Source organism: Bradyrhizobium sp. Bra78 (genome assembly GCF_024519855.1).
GTDB classification, from domain to species: domain Bacteria; phylum Pseudomonadota; class Alphaproteobacteria; order Rhizobiales; family Xanthobacteraceae; genus Bradyrhizobium; species Bradyrhizobium japonicum_G.
In genome coordinates, this window is record NZ_JALJRE010000002.1 from 85,905 (window position 1) to 103,629 (window position 17,725).

Annotated in this window: 14 protein-coding genes; 7 read left to right on the forward strand and 7 right to left on the reverse strand. The window is 66.4% G+C overall.

The window, feature by feature from the left end; all coding sequences use genetic code 11:
- Window positions 1-25 precede the first annotated feature (25 nt).
- A complete protein-coding gene (locus OC450_RS04435) occupies window positions 26-715 on the forward strand; it encodes an alpha/beta fold hydrolase (RefSeq protein WP_262047259.1) in 690 nt (229 codons plus the stop codon).
- A gap of 59 nt (window positions 716-774) precedes the next feature.
- On the opposite strand, the gene OC450_RS04440 is transcribed toward OC450_RS04435, so the two are convergent.
- The 6 genes from OC450_RS04440 to OC450_RS04465 form a co-directional block, all read right to left on the reverse strand.
- Entirely contained in the window at window positions 775-3,174 is a 2,400-nt protein-coding gene (locus tag OC450_RS04440) for a TonB-dependent receptor (protein ID WP_262047260.1), read from the reverse strand.
- A 148-nt stretch (window positions 3,175-3,322) separates the two neighbouring features.
- Entirely contained in the window at window positions 3,323-3,727 is a 405-nt protein-coding gene (locus OC450_RS04445; protein WP_262047261.1) for a DUF2946 domain-containing protein, read from the reverse strand.
- A gap of 145 nt (window positions 3,728-3,872) precedes the next feature.
- The gene (locus OC450_RS04450) at window positions 3,873-5,936 is read right to left on the reverse strand and encodes a hypothetical protein (protein WP_262047262.1); all 2,064 of its coding nucleotides are present in this window, start codon (window positions 5,934-5,936) and stop codon (window positions 3,873-3,875) included.
- A gap of 94 nt (window positions 5,937-6,030) precedes the next feature.
- Window positions 6,031-8,844 carry a DUF4159 domain-containing protein gene (locus OC450_RS04455; RefSeq protein WP_211386949.1) on the reverse strand — a complete coding sequence of 938 codons (2,814 nt, stop codon included), beginning with the start codon at window positions 8,842-8,844 and terminating at the stop codon, window positions 6,031-6,033.
- Window positions 8,841-9,785, reverse strand: a complete 945-nt coding sequence (locus OC450_RS04460; RefSeq protein WP_262047263.1) for a DUF58 domain-containing protein — start codon at window positions 9,783-9,785, stop codon at window positions 8,841-8,843. Before OC450_RS04460 ends, OC450_RS04455 begins: the two co-directional genes overlap by 4 nt.
- Window positions 9,785-10,783, reverse strand: coding sequence for an AAA family ATPase (locus tag OC450_RS04465; protein WP_211386947.1), 999 nt, complete (start codon window positions 10,781-10,783; stop codon window positions 9,785-9,787). Before OC450_RS04465 ends, OC450_RS04460 begins: the two co-directional genes overlap by 1 nt.
- A 270-nt stretch (window positions 10,784-11,053) precedes the next feature.
- On the opposite strand from OC450_RS04465, the gene OC450_RS04470 reads away from it, so the two are divergent.
- The 5 genes from OC450_RS04470 to OC450_RS04490 are packed head-to-tail and all read left to right on the forward strand — an operon-like array spanning window position 11,054 to window position 14,624.
- Complete coding sequence (locus tag OC450_RS04470) at window positions 11,054-11,665, forward strand: DUF1285 domain-containing protein (protein WP_211386946.1); 612 nt, start codon at window positions 11,054-11,056, stop codon at window positions 11,663-11,665.
- Window positions 11,662-12,333: a CoA pyrophosphatase gene (locus OC450_RS04475; RefSeq protein ID WP_211386945.1), complete on the forward strand. Its 672-nt coding sequence runs from the start codon at window positions 11,662-11,664 to the stop codon at window positions 12,331-12,333. Before OC450_RS04470 ends, OC450_RS04475 begins: the two co-directional genes overlap by 4 nt.
- On the forward strand, window positions 12,330-12,593 hold the full coding sequence (locus OC450_RS04480; protein WP_211386944.1) for a DUF6111 family protein: 264 nt from the start codon (window positions 12,330-12,332) through the stop codon (window positions 12,591-12,593). The genes OC450_RS04475 and OC450_RS04480 overlap by 4 nt, the downstream gene beginning before the upstream one ends.
- Before the next feature lie 10 nt (window positions 12,594-12,603).
- Window positions 12,604-13,860, forward strand: a complete 1,257-nt coding sequence (locus OC450_RS04485; RefSeq protein ID WP_211386943.1) for a CCA tRNA nucleotidyltransferase — start codon at window positions 12,604-12,606, stop codon at window positions 13,858-13,860.
- On the forward strand, window positions 13,857-14,624 hold the full coding sequence (locus tag OC450_RS04490) for a sulfite exporter TauE/SafE family protein (RefSeq protein WP_211386942.1): 768 nt from the start codon (window positions 13,857-13,859) through the stop codon (window positions 14,622-14,624). Before OC450_RS04485 ends, OC450_RS04490 begins: the two co-directional genes overlap by 4 nt.
- Before the next feature lie 45 nt (window positions 14,625-14,669).
- On the opposite strand, the gene OC450_RS04495 is transcribed toward OC450_RS04490, so the two are convergent.
- Complete coding sequence (locus OC450_RS04495; RefSeq protein ID WP_256807909.1) at window positions 14,670-15,014, reverse strand: nuclear transport factor 2 family protein; 345 nt, start codon at window positions 15,012-15,014, stop codon at window positions 14,670-14,672.
- 138 nt (window positions 15,015-15,152) lie between these two features.
- Between OC450_RS04495 and OC450_RS04500 the strand changes: the two genes are divergently transcribed.
- Window positions 15,153-17,725 (forward strand): response regulator transcription factor (locus tag OC450_RS04500; protein WP_262047264.1); only part of this gene is annotated, 2,573 nt, incomplete at its 3' end.

Here is a 17,725-nt window from a genome sequence, read left to right on the forward strand (position 1 = left end):
AATTTGAAAGAAAGAGAGACACACCATGGCAATCGGGACCGTCGTGCTGGTGCACGGAGCTTTCGCGGATGGCTCTTGCTGGGCCAAGGTCATTCCTCTTCTCACCAAACGGGGGCTGAGGGCACTCGCCGTTCAGAATCCCCTGAGCTCGCTTGCCGATGACGTCGTTGCGGCCCACCGCGTCGTGGACATGCAGGACGGGCCGGTGCTCATGGTCGGACATTCCTGGGGCGGGGCCGTGATCACCGAGGCGGGCAATCATCCCAAGGTCAAAGGTCTCGTTTATGTCGCCGCGGGTGCGCCGGACAGCGGTCAGTCGTTCGACGCGTGGTGGAAGCCCTACAAGCCGGCGCCCGGCGCGGCCGAGATCAGGCCTTATGGCGAAGGCTATGTGGCGCTGACGCAGCAGGGCGTCCGCAAGCACTTCGTCCAGGATGTCCCGGCGGACGAAGCCGACATCGTCTACGCAACGCAGGGACCGCTCGCGGTCAGATGCTTCGGCGACACGATCTCCAAGGCGGCCTGGCGCTCGAAGCCGTCATGGTACATCGTCGCGGCACAGGACGAGACCATTCCGCCGGAGGTGCAGCGGGACTCGGCCAGTCGCATGACCGGAGAGACGCTCGTGCTCCAGAGCTCGCATGTGCCGATGCTGTCCCAGCCCGAGGCCGTCGCGGAATTCATCGCAAAGGCCGCCGCGTCTATCGAAGGATAGGGCCGCGCGCCCCGGTTGGCGAATGCAGTCGGGGCCGTTTGGCCCCGACTGCAGCAAGGCTAGAACTTGAAGTTGGCAAATGCCCTGACGCCGATGCCGGGCATCAAGACCTCGTCCTTGGTGTAGGACACCGAGTTGCGGATGTTCTCGTTGAGCAGATTGTTGCCGACGACGCCGGCAATCATCTCGCGCGCACCGAACCAGTTGCGGTCGAGCCTGGTCTTGTAGCTGACCTCGGCCTTCAGCAAATTGTAGCCCGCCGTCGGCGTCTCCGCGATCACGGCGACGTTGTTCTGCGCGAAGGCGTGCAACAGATTGACGCGCATCAGCCAGTTGTCGTCGCGCCAGAACAGGCCGCCACCCATCCGCAAGGGCGGAATCCGCGGCACGTTGGTGCCGTCGGTGAAGGTCGCGCGGACCAGGTCGAACTGGTTCTCGATGCCCCAGATGCCGCCCTGGAATGCGCCGACGTCGAGCTGCGACTGGAACTCGCCGCCGCGGAAGTTCGCGTCCCGCTGCGAATAGACCGCCTGGTTCACCTCGGCGCCGGGCGTGCCGCACGAGGCAAAGTCGTCGCCGCACATCACGCCGGTGAGACGGCGATAGATGAAGTTGTTGAAGTGCGTGTAGTAGAGGGTCGCCTCGAACCGGAACGGCCCTGTCGCCTTGCGCACGCCGAGCTCGACGGATTTTGCCGTCTCGATGGTCAGGTTCGGATTGCCGATGTCGAACGTCGCTGTCGCATCATGCGCGCCGCGCGAGAACAGTTCCGCCGCCTTCGGCGCGCGCTCGACATATTGCGCGGTGATGCTGCCGACCATGCCGCCCGGCAGGTCCTGCAGCAGGCCGATGCTGCCGCTCTTCGGCGTGTAGGACGGATTGCGCGCGATGCCGGCCTGCGGCGTGCCGTCGGGCAGGAAGTCGGCGGGAAAATCCGGCGTCGTGCCGTGCAGCTCGACATGCTCGATGCGGCCGGCGATCTGCGCCCGCGTCGCCTCCGTGAACTTGAACTCGTTGAAGGCGTAGCCAGCGACGCGCGTGCTGTTGTTGGGGTCCCACAGCCCGTTGAACAGCGTTCCGGGATTGTCCGGGCTCGGCGCGCTCAGTTCCTGATGACCGACCTGGAAGCCGAGCGCCGTCGTCACCTCGGCGAAGCGCGCGTTGAATGGCATCAGCTGCACCTCGGTGCGGATCTCCTGCTCCTTGTTGGTGAAGGTCTGCCGCACGCCGTCGGTGTTGGGGTCCGCGGGATCGGCAAGCCCGATCTCGTTGTGCCGGTAGTCGGTCGCGCCGGCCCAGAAGCGGATGGCATCGATCGCGGCCGCGTCGGGGTGGTACTCGCCCTTGACGTTGATCTTGGTCTGGTGGCCGTCGATCCGCGTGTTGTGGTCGGCGCCGTCGATGCCGGGGATGTGGTAGAGCGAGTCGTTCTGGGTGATGGCCGCACCGATATAGCCGCCCTGGAAGAAGTAGGAGCCGCCGATCGATGCGCCGTCCGAGCGCGTTGCCGAGTTGGGCTGGCGCCCGTTGGCGACCGACCGGGTCTGGTCGGCGAGATACGGATAGCTCGGGATGCTGTAATCGGTGGTGTTTCGCCCGTAGACGTCGGTATGGAAGGCAAAATTGCCGCCGCCGGTGTCGAGCAGCACCCCGCTTTCGATACCGCGATCGACCGAGCTGAACGCGCTGCGCGTCTCGGCCGTGACGCAAGGCGATGTTGCTGCGGCCGCAAGCGGCGCCTTGGTCGGCATGCCGTAAGCCTGGAACGATGGAGCGCAGGAAGGCAGCGCATCCGGAATCCGGTTGTTGGTGGCGCTGACGACGCCGCCGATCGAGGTCGAGCCGTAGCGGAGCGCAGCAGGCCCGCGCACCACCTCGACCTGGTTGGTCGCGAGCGGATCGATCGGAACGAAGTGATCCTCGCCGAGGTCGGAGGCGCCGCCGGCATTGGTGCCGTTCTCGACGATGCCGACCCGGTTGACGTCGAGGCCGCGAATGATCGGCCGGCTGGAGGCGCCGGGCGCGAAGCTCGAGCCGGTGATGCCGGGTTTCGAGAACAGCAGGTCGCCGAGCTGGCCGCCGCCCTCGCGGCGGATCTCCTCGTTCGGCACCACGGTGACGGTGGCGAACTGGTTGGTCACGACCGGCAGCACGCCTTGCTGAGGCGCGGCGGGCGTGGACGTTCCCGGCGTCGCATCCGCCGTGCGTTCGTGGCTGCGTGCCCGGCCGGTGCGCGCGACGCGGACCGGGCTGCGGGTCGGCACCACTCTACGCACGATGGGACTCGGGGCCGTCACGGTGACGGCCGGGATCTCGGTCGACGACTTGTCCTGCGCGGGTTTGTCTTGGGCCAGCTTGTCCTGCGCCACCTCTTGGGCGAACGCCGATGTGGCGGCGGCGCCGAGCAGGAGCAGGCTTGCTCCGGCGAGATGCTGCACGCGTCGCAATTCAAATGACATGGTCCTGATTCCAGTCAGGCGCCGTCCGCATGTGTGATTGTTGATCGGAGGCGGCCTGCCGTCGCTGCGCGACGGAATTCGACTTCAACTGCTCCCGGGCAGCCGCCGACATGCGGCGAGCCCGGGCGTGATCAAGCGATGTTGAAAGTCAGGACGCGGGAGGGGCGCGGGGCTGGAACGCCGTGCCGGCCGATTTCAGGTGGATGAATTCGGCATCGGTGGTGCGGTAGAGCAGTTCGATCGCCTGCGGCAGCTCCAGGAGAGGCGGCGTCGAGAACAGAACGGTGCCTGCCATCGCGACCAGTGCGCAGATCGCGCAATTGTCGTCGCCCGGATGCTCCCGGTCGTGGCTCCCTGGCGATTGCTTCTGGACCGCGGCGCGGTCGATCGCAGCCGAACCCTTGGCGCTGTCGGTCTGCTGGAGCGATGCCCGGGCGAGGGGAGCGGCCTGGGCGAACCAATGGCTGTGGCCGAACGTCAGCGCGAACTGCACCAGCAGCGCGAACAACGCGAGCCGGGCACCGTGCCTGATATTCGACCGGAACCACTTCATCTGGAAACGCCACTCCACATCGCCAGGCGCCAAGCCTCTCGGCTTCCTGCGATGTTATAATGTAACATCGCAGGAACGATCGGCTCATGTCAACGGAAGTCAGACGATCTCGCGTGGGTGGCCGCGCGATGTGTCGTTCGGGCAACTAGCGCCCTTCGCGGACCCAGGTCGCCGCAAACGCGCCGAGCAGCAGCAAGAGGCCGATCAGGCCGGCGAAGATCGGCAGTACGCCGACGCCCTTGACGACGCTGGCGTCGCGCATCCGCACGCCCATCCAGCCGTCACCATGAAAGACGCTCGCCGAGCGTACCGGCAGGATGCGCGGCAGCTCGACACTGGTGCCGTCGACCACGCGCACGGCGTTGCCGCCGGTCGCCTGTGTCAGCGGCTTCAAGGTCTCGATGGTGGAGGTGACTTCCGAAAACTCCTTCGGATTGGTCGGGCCGACATTGATCAGCGCCTTCAGCGTGCCGTCGGTGGCCTGCCACAGGCCGAGCTCGCTCGCCGGCAGGCTGGCGCGCCACTCGCCGGGATCGCCCGGGTTCAGCGTCAGATCGCGCGACACGCCCGACGGCGAGGTCACGCTGACCGGCTGGACGCTGTCCGCCATGGTCTGGCGCACCACGACGAGATCCTTGCCCTGCACCTGGAGGCGCAGCGCCTCTTCATCGAGATCCGGCTGCTTCATCAGCCAATGCGACATCCGCCGCAGCAGATCCAGATGCGGCCCGCCGCCCTCATAGCCGCGCGCCCACAGCCAGATGTGATCGGAGAGCAAGAGCGCGACGCGGCCTTCGCCGAAGCGCGACAGGAACAGCAGCGGCTTGCCGTCGACGCCCGTCATGACGGGCGGGTTGACGGCATTGCGCGTATCGACGGTGCGGAAGAACCGGCTCCAGCGCGGCGGCTCGCTGGCGGAGCCTTCGAGGCCGCGCGTGACCGGATGGCGTTTGCCGACGTCGGACAGGTGAGCATAGAACGGCTTTTCTGTCACGCCGACGGGTTCTGCCGGCAGTACCGAATCCAGCGGCGTGCGCCAGATGCTGGTATTCGACGCATAGTCGGGGCCTGCGGAGACCAGCACCGCGCCGCCGGAGCGGACGTAGCGCGCGATGTTGTCGAAATAGGCAATCGGCAGCACGCCCTGGCGCGCGTAGCGGTCGAAGATGATCAGCTGGAATTCGTTGATCTTCTGCTGGAACAGCTCGCGGGTCGGAAACGCGATCAGCGACAATTCGTTGATCGGCGTGCCGTCCTGCTTCTCCGGCGGACGCAGAATGGTGAAATGCACGAGGTCGACGCTGGCGTCGGACTTCAAGAGGTTGCGCCAGGTGCGCTCGCCGGAATGCGGCTCGCCCGAGACCAGCAGCACGCGCAGCTTGTCACGCACGCCGTCGATGGCGACGACGGCGCGGTTGTTCACCGGCGTCAGCTCCCTTTCGAGCGGGGAAGCCTCGATCTCGACGATGTTCGGGCCGGCATGCTTGATGTCGACGTCGACGCTGGCGGCCTGGCCGCTCGAGAGCGTGCGCTCGTTGATCACTTCGCCGTCCCTGCGCACCGTGACCTTGGCGCGCTCGCCGCTGACGCCCTGGTCGTCGAGGCGATAGCTGATGGTCTGACTCTGGCCGACGATGCCGAAACGCGGCGCGGCCGTGATCGCAATGCGGCGATCGCGCTCGTCCCTCTGCCCGGTGATCAGCGCGTGCACCGGCGCCTGGAAGCCGAGCGCCGCGGCGTTCGCCGGGATGTCGTGGACGCGGCCGTCGGTGATCAGGAAAGCGCCGGCGACGCGGTCGACCGGCACGTCCGACAGCGCCGAGGCCAGCGCGCCGAACAGCTTCGTGCCGTCGGTCTCGCCGTCGGCCTGTCCGGCGTCGACGACGCGGACCTCGAGCCCCTTGATCTTCTTCAGGCTGTCGACCAGCGCTTCCTGCGCAGCTGCGGCCTCGCGGGTGCGATTGCCGAAATTCTGGCTCGGGCTCTTGTCGACGACGACGGCGGCGACCGAGGTGAGGGGATCGCGGTCCTCGCGGGTGAAGGAGGGATTGGCGAGCGCCAGCAGGAACAGCACCAGCGCGGCGACGCGCACGGCAGCGCCGCGGGCACGCGCAAGCAGCAGCACGAGCGCGATGACGACGATCGCGGCCAGTGCGAGCCACAGGACGATCGCTGGAACGAGCGGCGTGAACGCGATGCCGTAATTCATATTGTGCTTCTACTAGCTGTGAGCGCGATCTCCGCGCAAACGCGTTCCGCGTTTGTCGCGAGGGAAAACCGGCTTCCACTTTTCCGGATCATGCTCATTGCCCCAGACGTTCGATCAGGGCCGGCGCGTGCACCTGGTCGGCCTTGTAGTTGCCGGTCAGCGTGTACATCACGATGTTGGCGCCGGCACGGTAGGCGAATTCGCGCTGGCGGGGGTCGCCGCCGGTCACCGGCAGCATGGCCTGGCCATCGGGCCGCACGGCCCAGGCCCCGGCAAGATCGTTCGAGGTGATGATGATGGGCGAGACGCCGTCGCCGCCGCGCGCCGGCCGCTGTGCGCTGTCATCGTCCTCTTCGCGCGGCAAGGTCTCGACCCAGGTCTGCCCGGTGGTGAAGCGGCCGGGGAAGTCGCGGAGCAGATAGAAGGTCTTGGTCAGCACGTGCTCGCGCGGCACCGGCTCGAGCTCGGGGACGTCGAGCGAGGACAGGATCTCGCGCAGCGTCTGCATGGCCGGGGTCTGCGCGGCGCCGTTCGCGCCGGGCGGGGCCTCGATCGCGTCGCGGGTGTCGAACAGCACGGTGCCGCCCTGCTTCATGTAGGCATCGATCTTGTTGATGGCATCCTGCGGCGGCTTGGGCGCGCCGGGCACGATCGGCCAATAGATCAGCGGGAAGAAGGCGAGCTCGTCGCGCGCGGGATCGATGCCGACGGGATCGCCGGCTTCGAGCGCGGTGCGCTGCGCCAGGAACAGCGTCAGTCCGGACAGGCCGGCCTTGACGATGGAATCGACGTCGGCATTGCCGGTCACGACATAGGCGAGGCGGGTCTGCGACGTCGCCTTCATCGCGAAATCGTCCGCGGCGCTGTCGGCGCGCGACGGCGTCGGCGCGAACGACAACAGGCCGGCGAGCACCATGGACAGAACGATCGTTGCGGGCGCGGCGCGGCGGCGCAGCAGCGCTGCGAGGCCGCCGCCGAGCACTGCGACGATGATGGCGTCGACCAGGAACAGCGCAAGCGCCGTCGACAGCAGCCAGCCGCGCAGGTCGCGCGGCTCGGCATTGGTGTAGGTGGCGTGCCGGGCGTTCAGGCTCGCGGTGTTCAAGGCTGCGATGCGGTCGGCGGCGGCAAGCGTGTTCACGGCGAGCGGTCCTTCTGCAGGACCATAGAAGCCCGGCGGATGATCGGGGGTGGCGCGGTCGCGATAATCCGCGGGCAGCGGCTTTGCGGTGGCCGGCGGCGGGCCGAAGGCGCCGAAGCCGTCGAGGATGTGCAGCGGCGCCACCGTCTCGGCGGTCGCTTCGCTCGCGACACCAGCGCCGGGCTTCGCGGTGTAACCGGACATGTCGACGACACGTCGCAGCATTTCGACGAAGGTGCCTGACATCGGCAGATCCGACCAGCGCATGTCGGCGCTGACGTGGAATAGGCTGACCACGCCCTTGCCGCGATGCTCGCCGGTCACCAACGGCGTGCCGTCCTCGAGCGAGGCCCAGCTCTTGGTGGCGAGCACGGCGTCGGGCTCGGCCAGCACCTGGCGGCTTACGGCGACGTCCTTGGGGACCGCGATGCCGGCAAACGGACCGTCGGCCGCGAAGGCGGCGAGATGTTGCGGCTTCTCCCAGGTCAGGCTGCCGCCGAGCGTCCGGCCGCCCTTGCGCAGCTTGACCGGAACGAGATCGTCCTCGGCCTGCGCCAGGCGCGGCCCGGCGAACCGCACCAGCACGCCGCCCTGGTCGATCCAGGCATTGAGACGCTCGCGCAGCTCGGGCGCGATGGTGCCGACATCGGCGAGGATGATCATCGGCAGCTTCTGGTCGAGGAACTGCGTGATGCCCTGCTGCGGCGAGCCCTTGTCGGCGAGCCGCACGTCGGCGAACGGCGACAGCGCGCGGGTCAGGTAAAAGGTCGGCGCCAGCAGCGGCTGCGCGGTCTCGCTGGTCGAGCCCGAGACGATGCCGATGGCGCGGCGGCGCCAGCGCTTGTCGAGCAGCTGCACCGCGCCGGCAGAGCGCTCGCCCGCAATCTCCAGCCGGGTGATGTCGTTGCGCAGCTCGACCGGCAGGTCGAACGCGGCTTCAGTTTCCTTGTCCTGCGGGCCGAACGAGAAGCGCGCCTCGCCGATCGGCGAGGCCTTCTGGTCCAGCGCGCGCACGGTGCCGACGGCGATGCCGCTGTCGGTGCGCAGCACCTTCACCGTCATCATGGCGGCGGCGTTCTCGGCCGCGACGAGGGCCAGCGGCGAAGAGGTCCCGCCCTCGAACACGGTCAGGCTGCGATCGCCGATGGTCTTGCCGAGGCCGGCGACGAATTCCTCGCCACGGCCGGTGTCGACGCCATCCGAGAGCCAGGCGATCTCGCAGTCGCCGGTCGCCTTCAGGAAGCGATCGATCGCGGTCAGGGTCTCGACGCGGTCGATCGAATAGGGTTTTGGCGTGAGCTGCCGCAGCGCGACGCGCGCGGCCCCCGCCGGCATCAAGGTGATGTCGCGGGCCGGCTCGGACAGCGGCACCAGCGCGATCGCGCGGCGGTCGTTGTCGGCATTGGCGATCAGCTCGTCGGCGGCCCTGATCCTGACGTCCCAGCTCGCGGCCGCGCTCCAGCCGTCGTCGAACATGATCATCAGCGGCGCCTTGCTGGAGGCGATGCCCGTTTGCGGATTCCAGATCGGACCGGCGGCGGCGAAAATGACGAGCGCCGCAGCCAGGAGACGCAACGCGGTCAGCCACCACGGCGTCCGCGAGGGCGTCTCTTCGCGCGGCGCGATGTCGAACAACAGGCGCGTGGGTGGAAACTCGATGCGGCGCGGCCGCGGCGGCATCACGCGCAGCAGCCACCACAGCACGGGCAGGCTGACGAGGCCGATCAGCAGCAGCGGTTCGGTGAAGGCGAGCGGGAATCCCATCATGCGGCGGGCCCTGCCTTGATCGTCGCGGTGCGCCCGCCCGACTTGCTCACCTGCATGCCGGCATGCAGGAACAGCAGCAGTTCGGCGGCGGAACGGTCGGTCGAATGCGTCGTGAAAAGCCAGTCGAGCTTCGAGGTCTCGGCGCGGATCTGGTCGCGGTGCAGCGCCAGCCGTGCGGTGTAATCCTGCGCCCAGCTTTCGGCGCGGCCGGCGGTGATCACGCCGAACCCTTCGGGCTCGACGAACTCGACGCGTCCGGAATAGGGGAACGACTCCTCGGCGGGATCGACGACCTGCACCAGCGTGCCGTGCGCGCCGGACGCGGAAAGCCCGGCGAGCGTCGTTCTGATCTCGTCGATCGGCGACCAGAAATCCGACAGCACGATCGTCTCGGCGAGCGCCGAGGGCACGAAGGACGGCGGCAGACTCGGCCGCTCGGCATCGTCATGCAGCATCGCCTGCGCCATCTTGTCGATCACGCTGCGGCTCGCGGTCGGCGCCATCAGCCCGGGAATGCCGACGCGCTCGCCGCCCGAGACCAGCAGCTCGGCCAGCGCGAAGGCGACGATCAGGGTGCGCTCCAGCTTGGACTCGCGCGCCATCTTCGAGGCGAACGCCATCGAGGGCGAGCGGTCGGGCCAGATCCAGACCGTGTGCGAGGCTTCCCATTCAAGCTCGCGGACATAGAGATGGTCGTCACGGGCCGAGCGCCGCCAGTCGACGTTCTGCGACGGCTCGCCGGAGACGAAGCGGCGGTATTGCCAGAAATTTTCGCCGGAGCCGGCGCGGCGCCGGCCGTGCAGGCCGTGGATGACGTTGGCGGCAACACGGCGGGCCTCGAGCACCAGGCGCGGCAGCGAAGCGGCGAGCGTGCGGCTTTCGCCATCGGCACGTCGGATCGCGATGATCTCCTTCGCTGCGTGCCCGTTCTCTGCGGCCATCAACCGATCCGTGTTTTCAATTGCCGGATCACGTCCGGAATCGTGCGGCCTTCGGCGCGCGCCTGGAAGGTCAGCGCCATGCGGTGCTTCAGCACGGGCTCGGCGAGATCGAGCACGTCGTCGATCGACGGCGCGAGGCGTCCGTCGATCAGCGCGCGTGCGCGCACCGCGAGCATCAGCGATTGGCTGGCGCGTGGGCCGGGACCCCAGGCGATGAACTTGCCGGTTTCGCCGCTCTCCGCTCCCGGACGGGCCGAACGGACCAGCGACAGGATCGCCTCCACCACGGAATCGCCGACCGGCAGGCGGCGGATCAGGCGCTGTGCCGTGATCAGCGCATCCGCGCTCATCGATCCCCGCGCCAGCGTCTCGTCCGCGCCGGTGGTCTCGAACAGGATGCGGCGTTCGGCGTCGCGATCGGGATAATCGACGTCGATCTCCATGAGGAAGCGGTCGAGCTGGGCTTCGGGCAGCGGATAGGTGCCTTCCTGCTCCAGCGGGTTCTGCGTGGCTAGCACGTGGAACGGCTTCGGCAGATCGTGACGCACGCCGGCGACGGTGATGTGCTGCTCCTGCATCGCCTGGAGCAGCGCCGACTGCGTGCGCGGGCTGGCACGGTTGATCTCGTCGGCCATCAGGAGCTGCGCGAACACGGGGCCGGAGATGAAGCGGAAGGCGCGCTTGCCGGTGGTGCTCTCGTCGAGCACTTCGGCGCCGAGAATGTCTGACGGCATCAGATCGGGCGTGAACTGGATGCGCTTGGCGTCGAGACCGAGCGTGACGCCGAGCGTCTCGACCAGCTTGGTCTTGGCGAGGCCCGGCACGCCGATCAGCAGCGCATGGCCGCCGGAGAGGATGGTGACGAGCGTGTTCTCGATCACACGATCCTGACCGAAGATGACGGATGCGATCGCTTCCTTTGCCGCGCGAATCTGGCTCGACACCTGCTCGGCCGAACGGACGATTCCGTCTTCGAGCTTCTCGACACTCTCCGCCATCCGTTAGCTCCTTCAGCCTGCCATGCGGCTCGCTTGCATCGTCATGTCGTCACAAGTCATCACATGGGCCTTATGCTAGACTTGCACGAAGGCCATGTATTCGTTGAATTAACCTATCCCCACCTTATCGGCTTGGGGTTATGTAGGGCATCACGAAGTGGCGACCTCCACACCGGACTAATGCGGGGTGGAACCGTGCACCCGGCTACAACGTAAACCTGCACCAATCGTGCCAAATGACCAATCGTGCCAAATGACAAAGGGCAAACCATGGCGAACCAAGGGCAGAGCGCCGATCGCGGTCTCGAAGGGCTGACTGCCGCGGCCAAAAGCGCTGCCGATGCCGACGGTGCCAAAAAGGGCCTGCCGCCGGTGCATCTGTGGAATCCGCCGTTTTGCGGCGATCTCGATATCCGAATCGCCTCGGATGGTACTTGGTTCTATTTGGGGACGCCAATCGGCCGCCCTGCGCTGGTTCGCCTGTTCTCGACGGTGCTGAAGCGCGAAGGCGACAAGCATTTCCTCGTCACGCCCGTGGAGAAGGTCGGCATTCGCGTCGACGATGCGCCGTTCATGGCGGTCGAGATGCAGAAGGAGGGCGAGGACAACCATCGCGTGCTCCGCTTCCGCACCAATGTCGACGACTGGGTCACCTGCGACGCCGCGCACCGGCTGCGCTTCGAGCAGGCCAAAGACGGCGGACTGACGCCATACCTGCATGTTCGCGCCGAGCTCTGGGCCAAGGTCACCCGCGCGCTCTACTACGATCTGGTTGACATGGGCGAGGAGCGGATGGTCGATGGCCAGCCGATGTTCGGCGTCGAATCGGCCGGCGAATTCTTCGCCATGGCCGACGCAGAGCAGGTGAGGGCCGCGCTTTGAACAAGCCTATCCTGAAGAACGAGCCCGTCGCGATCGGCGCCGCGGATTTCTTCGCGCGCACCACGGCGCGATTGGGCTTCGACGTTCCACCCGGCCTGTACGATCCGAACATCATTCCGGCTTCGGGCGATCCCGGCACCGACAAGATGCTCGAGATCATCGCGCGCGAGCAGCCGGTGCGGCCGGCGGCGGTCCTGATCGCGGTGGTCGACCATCCCGAGCCGACCATCCTGTTGACGCAGCGGTCGGCGCATCTGAACGACCATGCCGGCCAGATCGCCTTTCCCGGCGGCAAGATCGACGCGACCGATTCCTCGCCGCTCGATGCGGCGCTGCGCGAGGCGGAGGAGGAGGTCGGGCTGTCGCGCGACTTCGTCGAGCCGATCGGCTATCTCGATCTCTACGGCACCGGCTTCGGCTTCCGCATCCTGCCGACGGTCGCAAGGGTCCGGCCCGGCTTCGAGCTCACCATCAACCATTCCGAGGTTGATGATGCGTTCGAGGTGCCGCTATCCTTCCTGATGAACCCGGCCAACCACCAGGTGCACAGCAAGGAATTCCGCGGCATGGAGCGGTCCTACTATGCGATGCCATTCGCGGAACGCTACATCTGGGGTGCGACGGCCGGAATGCTGCGCGTGCTTTATGAGCGGATCTACTCGTCATGATCCGGCCGATCCTGACCGAGATCGGAATTTTCCTCGTTCCCTTTGCCGTCTATGCGCTGTTCCTGGCCGCGACCCGTTCCGGCCTGTTCGTGCAATCCTCCTGGCCGATCACCATCGTCGCGCGCCTCATGCTGGCGGCGCTCGTGCTGGTGATCGCGGGACTGATCGGCTTTGCGCATTTCTCCGGCGCGGCGCCGGACTCGACTTACATTCCAGCCCATATCGAGAACGGCAAGCTGGTGCCGGGCAGGGAAAAATAAGGGCCTGACGATGAGCGCGGAGCCGTTACTCGCCGATGCGCCCTGGCTGATCTCAGGCGGGACCGCGCGTGTCCTGCAATTGCTCAATGCGGATGGCGAGGAGGCGCGGGTGGTCGGCGGCGCCGTGCGCAACGCGCTGCTCGGTCTGGTGCCCGGTGACATCGACATCGCGACCACGGCGCTGCCGGACGAGGTGATGCGGCGCGCCAGGGCTGCCGGCATCAAGAGCGTGCCGACCGGCATCGACCACGGCACGATCACGCTGGTCATCGACGGCAAGCCCTTTGAGGTCACGACGCTGCGCGAGGATACCGAAACCTTCGGCCGCAAGGCCAAGGTCGCGTTCGGCCGCGACTGGGTGAAGGACGCCGAGCGGCGCGACTTCACCATGAACGGCCTGTCGGCCGGCGCAACGGGTATCGTGTACGACCATGTCGGCGGCATCGCCGATGCCGCCGCGCGGCGCGTGCGCTTCATCGGCGACCCCGATCGGCGCATCGCCGAGGACTATCTTCGCATCCTGCGCTTCTTCCGCATCCACGCCGCGTTTGGCGCCGGCGATCCAGACCGCGACGGCTATCTCGCCTGCATCCGCGGCCGCGCCGGCCTGGCCAGCCTGTCGGCCGAGCGGCTCCGCATGGAGATGCTGAAGCTGCTGGTCGCTCACGGTGCGTCCGACGCCGCGCTCGCCATGGCGGATGGCGGATTGCTGCAGGCGCTGACCGGCGGCGTCGCCTATACCGGGCCGCTGGCGGCGATGATCGCGATCGAGCGCGAGCTCGGCCTGCCCGCAAGCAGCACGCGGCGGCTCGCCGCGCTGACGGTCGCCGTGACCGAAGATGCCAAGCGCGTCGCCACGCGCCTGAGGCTCTCCAATGCGGAAACCAAGGCGCTGGATTCGATGGGACATCGCTGGTGGCGTTTCGCCGCCAAGGACGAGGCCAATGCGCGGCGGTTGCTCTACCGGCTTGGCCCCGAGCGCTATCACGATCGTGTGTTGCTGAGCTGGGCGAGAGGCGGCGCCGACGTCGGCTCGCCGCGATGGCGTGCGCTCGCCGAGCTGCCGCAGCGCTGGACCGCGCCGAAATTTCCGCTCCGCGCCGCCGACTTCATCGCGCGCGGCCTGGCGGAAGGACCCGCGCTCGGGCATGTGTTGACGCTGGCCGAGGACGCTTGGCTTGCGGCGGATTTTCCCCTAGAGGAAGCCGCACTCGCTTCCATCGCCGATCAAGCAGCGGCCCGCATCGGCCGCGATGAGAGAACGTGACCATCGTCTCGGGCTTCGCCGACATCTCGATTTTCCAGCTCCTGCTGGTCGCGTTGATGGCGTTGTTTGCGTCCGTTATCGGTGGTCTCGCCGGCTACGGCACCGGGGCGCTGATGCCGCTGGTGCTGGTGCCGCTGGTCGGCGCCGAACCGGTGGTGCCGATCATCGCGATCTCCGCCATCTTCACCAATGCGAGCCGCGCGGTCGCCTATCTGCGCCATGCCGATCGCCGCCGGGCGCTGATCGTGCTCGCCTGCGCGGCGCTGACGACGGCGCTCGGCGCCTACGGCTATACGCGCCTCACCAATGCCGGCGCCGCGCTTGTGATCGGCACCATGCTGATCCTGAGCGTGCCGCTGCGCCGCGTGCTGCGCCGTCGCCAGGTCAGGATCGGAGACGCCGGTCTTGCCGCAGGCTCGGTCGGCTACGGCGTGCTGGTCGGCGGCACGTCGGGCTCCGGCGTGATCCTGCTCTCGCTGCTGATGGCCGCGGGCCTCGAAGGCGCCGCCGTGATCGCGACCGACGCGATGATCTCGCTCGGCACCGGCCTCATCAAGATCTCGGTGTTCGGTCTTGCCGGCGTGGTGACGGCACAGGTGCTCGCCTTTGCGCTGCTGATCGGCGGGATTGCGATCCCCGGCGCGTTCCTGGCAAAAGCCTTCGTCGAGCGGATGCCGGTGCACATCCACACCGCGATCCTCGATGTTGCCGTCGTCACCGGCGGGCTGGTGATGATCTCGGCGGCTGCGAGGCAGGTCGTGTAGTCAACCTGCGCGTGTCCCGCTGCCGGTTTGGATCACGCCGCGGGTCTAGTGGGGTGGACTGCAGTCCAGCTCCTTGATCCTGCCCACCTCGTCAAACGCAAAAAGCGCGCTCATGACGCCAGCACTCGTGACGTAAGAGAGAATGGTCCCGTCGTTGTGCCAGGGATTGAGATCGTCCAGCGAGCTCGCCGGATACTCCCGGAGGCGATCGACCCAATAGGCGCGAAGTGCCTCGCGGCCGGTAATGGTTTTGCCGCCGCCGCAGCCGCAGTGAACCACGGCATCGTCGGCGTGCATGTCCAAGATCGCTTCGATATCGCCCGCGCGGTAGGCATCGAGCCAGTCAACAGCGACGCCCATCGGGTCAAAGGAGACAATTCCTACCTGCATACCGTCAAATCCTGCAATTTTAGGTCGGGTTAACCCCGCTAAGCCTCTTTCTCCAAACGATTAATTGTAATTTAATACCCTGACCCGGCCCCCGGCCATATGCCGAAGGACATAGATCGCCGGGCCGAGGCAAAGTCCATGTTAGACGTGACTGCGAAGCAGGGGATAACCGCACGCATCCGGCTTGTGATCGTGGATCGACAACCGATCGTCCTGCAGGGGCTGAAGTCGGTATTCGGGGCACAGCAGGACTTCGACGTCGTCGCCTCGTCCAGCGACGGGACGGGCTGCCTCGAGGCAATTCGGAATTTGATACCCGACGTCGCGCTTCTTGCTGACACCCTGCCGGATCTGACGGTATCCGAGCTCCTCGCGATCGTGAAAGCCGAGAAGCTTCCCACGCGCCTGGTGTTCTTTACCGAGTCCGACACCGACCACGATCTGACTGCAGCCATTGCTGCCGGCGCCTGCAGCGTAATTTCGAAGTACGCCTCGCCCGACACCATGCTGCAATCACTGCGGCTGATGACGAAGCGCGGTGTGTCGCTGGAGCGGTCCGATCTCTGGCCAATCGGCAAGGACGCTGACGGCGGCGGCAAAATTGAAAAGATGCTGGAGCTATTGACGGGCCGGGAACGTCAAATAGCACGACTGGTGTCGGAAGGAATGTCGAACAAGGAGATCGCGCGCCAGCTCAACGTTTCCCAAGGGACAGTCAAAGTCCACCTGTACAATATCTTTCAGAAGCTTGAGATCACCAACAGGACGGTGCTCGCGACCATCGCATTGTTGCAGCGCACCTCCGCCTTCAGCACGCTCTCGCTGGCCCTTTTGGCGCTCGTAGTTGCGGACGAACTCAAGGCCTCGGAAGCGAACGCAATGCTTCCGAATGACAACAGCTTCGGCCACGCGGGCGAGCACGCCGGTTATGAGCCCTGGAAAAAAGCCATTCTCCGGCACCTCATCGTCTCGGAATCCGGCGAGACGCCTCCGCCCACACTGAGAGACTTCTTTGCCAAGATGGGTCAAGTCGCGAACCCGGCGGCGGCAATGGAAGCGTTGCGCGCGGCCGAGCAATCCGCAGGTCCGAAACCGTGGAAAGACTACGGTCCTGTTGGATCGAGCACGCCCAATCTTCCCTCGCTTTTCCTGCGAGGAACCAGCGACCCACAGATCGGAGGTGACCCGATCCCGGAACATCAACTCCCGCGGCTTGCTTCCAATCCGATATCGGTTCACGGAGGGTATGGCACCTTCGCCACTGTCGCCGGTGCGTTGATCTACGCACTGCACGACCCCCATATCGCCGCACAGGCGCATGAGGCGGGTAAAGCGCCGATCGACAGTCTCCTGGCCGTCACTGGAGAGAATGCGGCCACAAAACTGGCCGCGATCGCCAATGCTGACGCTCATCATGTCGACAGCTCAGCCCCGGGTTTCCTTGCGCACGATGCCGGCCTGGCTTCCGCGCTTGTGACCACTGGAAACCAAAGCGTCGCTGAAGAAGGCGCTCGGAGCCAGATGAGCCACGGCACTGTGGATGGCGCCGCGGGTGACAACCTCCAAAAAACCCCCGGCTTGGTGGACCCTGGACACGACGCCAGTATTGCCGGAGATGGCAGCGATCAACTGGCGGGCGGCAACGTTGATGAAAACGTTGTTCATCGTTCCTCGATCGATTCCGTTTCGACCTCTTCCCAGTCTGGCTTCGATTTCGCATCCGGGGCGAGCAGGATCAATCTTGCGGCTTTCGGAGTGCTTGCCTGGCTGCAAATGACGGCAGCAATCAAGTCCATACCGCCACATACCCTTGCCTGGATCTACAACGCCGCAAGCAATGAGACGATCGTCTACGTGAATCCGACCGATCATGTTCTCGATATCGGGGATCGCGGCCTGCTGGAAGTCCATCTGCAGGGGATTGTATCCATTGCGGAGTCGGATGCCGCCTCCCAGCCGGAAGCCGCGGCTGTCGCGATCACCCTGGAGCAACTCGAAGAAGCGCTGAAATCGGCGACCGCACTCGATGAGACTGCTCTGAGCACGGACAAAGTCCATGCCATGGGCGCGGCGAGCGAGAGCACACTGGGGACGGCTGGAGTTTGGAGCGTTCTGTCCGACGACGGCTTCGGGTTCCAATTCGGGCAGACTCGGACCGGCTTAGGGGCGTCGACGAGGGGCAGAACTTCCACGGACGATTCGGCGAATGCCACAGACGAGAGCGACGGCGCCTCTGGCGTGTCGGCTCACGTATCGTCGATCGAACTTGCTCATAGCGCGACGGCCACGGCTGTTGAAAATCTCACGCCGAAGAGTGAGCCGGTCAATGCGGCCACCGGCGTTTCGCCGACTGGGCTGAACGATATCGTCCAACCGGGCGTCATAACGGCCGACAACGCGGGCCCCGGCAACTCGGAGCACGCTTCGGAGCCAGGGTCTGCAAATGCGGCAGCCACGGAGTCGGCCGAAGCCGACTCCGCACCGGGCAACGGCGCCGGAAATGGGGCCGAGCATCGCGCTGAGGCCGCGGACGATTCGCCAGGGTTAGCGAAGAAGGCAGAAGCGGGCGGCGTGGAGCACGGCAACTCCGCGCACGCGGCAAACGCATCGGAAGCAGCCGAGAGCGTCGCAGCGGCCGACAGCGCGAGCCACGGTAACTCGGAGCACGCTTCGGAGCCAGGGTCTGCAAAGGCTGCAGCCACGGAGTCGAC